This is a genomic window from Candidatus Eisenbacteria bacterium (assembly GCA_030017955.1).
In the GTDB taxonomy this organism is placed as follows: Bacteria; Eisenbacteria; RBG-16-71-46; order JASEGR01; family JASEGR01; genus JASEGR01.
This window is the reverse complement of the sequence record JASEGR010000136.1, coordinates 1-3648: the sequence shown is the minus strand read 5'-3', so window position 1 is coordinate 3648 and position 3648 is coordinate 1. Positions and strand designations below refer to the sequence as shown.

Below are 3648 nucleotides of genomic sequence, written 5' to 3'. Positions count from 1 at the left end.
ATTCATCTCAAAACAGTTACAGCAACTACGGAACAAGTTAACCGGACACCAGTGGGACAGGCACCTATTTTCAATCGAGACATAGCGACAGACACCATTTTTTGCCTCGTAAATGGGCAGCAGCTACGAGCTCCCGGGCGAAAATAGGTGCCTGTCACTATTTTAAAATAGGTGCCAAAAATGGTGACTGTCACTATTTTCCGGTGGTAAGATAAGAAGGAAGAAGTTCAAAGAATGTCTCTCTGACTGGAGGATTGCAAGCGTGAGAATACTGATGTTCACTGGAAAAGGCGGCGTGGGCAAAACGACCGTGGCCGCCGCAACGGCCTGGAAGTGCGCGGCGCTTGGGAAGAAGACCGTCATCATGAGCACGGACACCGCCCACAGTCTCTCCGATTCCTTTGACACGCCGATTGGCGAAGACTTGACGAAGATCGGGAAGAATCTTTGGGGAATTGAAATCGACGTCCATGAGGAGCTCAAGAGAAACTGGGGAATCATTCAGTCCTTCATAATGGCAGTGTTGAAAAGGCGCGGGTTCGACGATGTCGTTGGTGATGAACTCTCTGTCCTCCCCGGGATGGAGGAACTTTTCAGTCTCCTGAAGATGAAGGAATTCCACTCAGCCGGGAAATATGACGTGCTCATCATCGACTGTGCGCCGACCGGCGGAACTGTGAGACTCTTGAGCTTCCCCGACATGGTCAGATGGTACATGGAGCGGGTTTTCAACATTAAGAGACAGGTCTTGCGGGTGGTCAGACCCGTTGTGAAGAAGATTTCAAAGCTCTCTCTTCCAATACCATCGAACCCGGTTGAGGAAATCTCCCATCTGCTTCCTCCGGATGAAGTCTTCTCCGCCGTGAGAGATCTCTACGAACGAATTCACGGAATGAAAGATATTCTTTCCGACGAAACTCAATGCTCAATAAGGCTTGTCATGAACGCAGAAAGGATGGTGGTGAAGGAAGCCCAGAGGTCGTACACATATCTCAACCTCTTCGGATTCTCAACCGATGCAGTCGTCGTGAATCGGATGCTTTCCCCGAAAGTGACCGACCATTTCTTCGATGAATGGAAAAAGACCCAAGACAAACTCATGAAGGAGATAAAGGAGCTTTTCGATCCACTCACAATACTCTCTGCCAAGCTCATTGACAGGGAAGTGGTCGGGAAGGAGCTCCTGATGATGCTGGCAGAGGACATTTACGGAGATGACGATCCCACAAGGCACTACCATGTGGGAAAAGTGATTGATGTTGTCGAAACCGACGGGAAGTTCTATCTCACCGTGAGGCTTCCGTTCACTGAGAAGAGCGATCTCGACGTCTGGGTAAAAGACGATGAGCTGATCATCAAGCTCCCAAACTACAGAAGAAACGTCCTTCTGCCGCGCGTCTTGAGCTCGCTTCAAGTTGAGGAAGCGAAACTTGCAGACGGAAAACTTACGGTCAAGTTTGGAGGTGGGGAAAATGAAAGGACTAAGAAAAGAAATTCTTGAGGGAAGCGTGCTGCGTGAGTTTCTGTCGGACTGTTTTCAGTCTGAGCCAGGAAAACACTTCTTGAATGCGGAGCGGGAATTTCTGCTTGGCATCAGGGCATTGGTTGACAAGAAGATTGAGCGCCTTGAGAAAGTTTCTCAGAAGGGGAAGGCGAAAAAAGTCACGGTGAAGTAACCCCTCACGCTGCCCTCTCCCCGAAGGGGAGAGGATAATGAGGTGCAGGCGAGCAGGAATCTCTGCTCCAGTCTTGCTCTCCCCACGGGGGAGAGGTTAGAGGTGAGGGGGCCGACAGGGAGGCGAGGAAACAAATTGGACTTCATCAAGGTCGTCGAGGGCAGGAGAAGCATAAGGAAGTTCCTCCCTGATCCCATTCCAAAGGAGGATCTGGAGGAGATTGTCAGAATCGGAACGCTGGCGCCGAGTGCAAGCAATATGCAAATGTGGCGTTTCCTGGTTGTCACGAACAAAGAGATCCTGAAGAAGATGGAAAACGTGATTCTGACCAAGGTTAATGAAATAGCATCATGGCCTGAATCAAAAAGTTCTCTTCCCCGCATTGAGGGCGCCAAGGTGTATGCAACCCACTTCGCGAAAGCTCCTTGCGGAATTGCGGTCTTTGGGGAACCCTATGGCTCGGCCATGGATGATGTGCTCGCCCTTCGCGGTCTTTCGCCGGAGGAAAGAGAGAGAGTAAGGCCGAGGCCGGACATGCAAAGCATCGGTGCCGCGATTCAAAACATGCTGCTTGCTTCACACGCCAAAGGCTATGGCACGGTCTGGATGACAGCTCCCTGCATAGCCGCCAGAGAGATTGAAGAAGTCCTCGGCGTGAAAGAGCCATGGAAGCTTGCTGCAGTCATTGCCATGGGAAAGCCTGATGAATCTCCGGCTCCGAAACCCAGGAAACCACTCCACGAGGTCCTGGAAATTATTGAATAAGGCCTTGATGCGAAATTTCGCGGAACCAAACGCCCCCTGCCGGTGTTTAGACTATTAAAGTTGGGAGTCTGAGACCGTCGGGGTTACCTGAAAAAGGAGGTTTTTCATGACAAGGAAGTTAGTGGTTTTTTCAAGTTTTCTTCTGCTCTTTCTGCTCATCTCAGCTCTTGCATCGGCGCAGTGCCCCTTGGCCCAAACGACTGGCCAGAAGGGCAAAGTCGCTGTTGAGATCAACAAGCAGGTAAGATGCTGCAATGTGCCTGGAACTTCGGCTTCTGGTTGCTCAAAGATGTGTGTTACGACCGGTATGCAGCACGGATGCTGCAATCCGGGGTGTTGTGGATTTCCTGGAATCGCCCGTTGCGCATCCCCGGGAATGGCTTGTCGCGTGACACATGCTGGCTATGGCGAACAGGATTTCACCAAGGTCTTGAGAATGGGGCCCGAAGGGCATGGCATAATGCCTTTTGACCTATTCTGTGAGGACGGCGGATATCTCGGAGTAATTCTGGATGAGCTTACGCCGCAGCTTCATGAATACTTTGATGTGCCTGATTCGCTGGGCGTACTGATCAAAGGCGTGCAAAAGGACTCTCCTGCAGAAAAAGCAGGGATTAAGGCTGGAGATGTAATTCTCTCTATAGATGGGAAAAAGGTTTCAGATGTTGCGCGAGCACAGCGTTTGATTAGAAAGCAGGATCCGGGAGACGAAGTCGTAGTCGCTGTCTCAAGGAAAGGTGTGAAGAAAGAGTTCAAGGTTAAACTTGGTGAAGCACCCTCGCCCTTCGAGAAGTCCATGGACAAGGTCAAAATCTTCAAACGCTCCGCGGGCGATTCACTTCTTACCAATTGGCCCGACCTTGGACCCGATATGAAGAAAGAGCTGAAGAATCTGAGGGAAGAGATAAACAAGCTCAAGGAGCAGATTAAGGATCTGAAATCGAAGAGTTAACTCCGTGTCAAGGTAGGATGAATCGAGTGGAGAAGTATTGAAGTCGGTTGCAGGTTGCTAGCCACCGCACGCTCAGCGTGCACCTCCGAAGAAACAGGGGAGCCCACATCAGCTCCCCTGTTTTGATTTCCGTGCCCCCCTCACCCTACCCTCTCCCCGTGGGGGAGAGGATTGAGGTGAGGCTAGCAAGAATCCCTACCCCTAGCCTGCTTTATGCATAAACTTACATGAACATGGTATCGAGTGCCACAAGTT

General features: G+C 50.8%; 4 protein-coding genes. All 4 read left to right on the top strand.

The window, feature by feature from the left end:
• Window positions 1-262 precede the first annotated feature (262 nt).
• The 4 genes from QME66_12885 (at window position 263) to QME66_12870 (ending at window position 3393) form a co-directional block, all read left to right on the top strand.
• Window positions 263-1501 (top strand): TRC40/GET3/ArsA family transport-energizing ATPase, encoded by a 1239-nt coding sequence (locus QME66_12885; protein ID MDI6809847.1) that lies wholly within the window; start codon window positions 263-265, stop codon window positions 1499-1501.
• Window positions 1473-1676: a hypothetical protein gene (locus tag QME66_12880; GenBank protein ID MDI6809846.1), complete on the top strand. Its 204-nt coding sequence runs from the start codon at window positions 1473-1475 to the stop codon at window positions 1674-1676. Before QME66_12885 ends, QME66_12880 begins: the two co-directional genes overlap by 29 nt.
• 135 nt (window positions 1677-1811) lie before the next feature.
• Window positions 1812-2441 carry a nitroreductase family protein gene (locus QME66_12875; protein ID MDI6809845.1) on the top strand — a complete coding sequence of 210 codons (630 nt, stop codon included), beginning with the start codon at window positions 1812-1814 and terminating at the stop codon, window positions 2439-2441.
• A 106-nt stretch (window positions 2442-2547) separates the two neighbouring features.
• The gene (locus QME66_12870; GenBank protein MDI6809844.1) at window positions 2548-3393 is read left to right on the top strand and encodes a PDZ domain-containing protein; all 846 of its coding nucleotides are present in this window, start codon (window positions 2548-2550) and stop codon (window positions 3391-3393) included.
• Window positions 3394-3648: the final 255 nt, after the last annotated feature.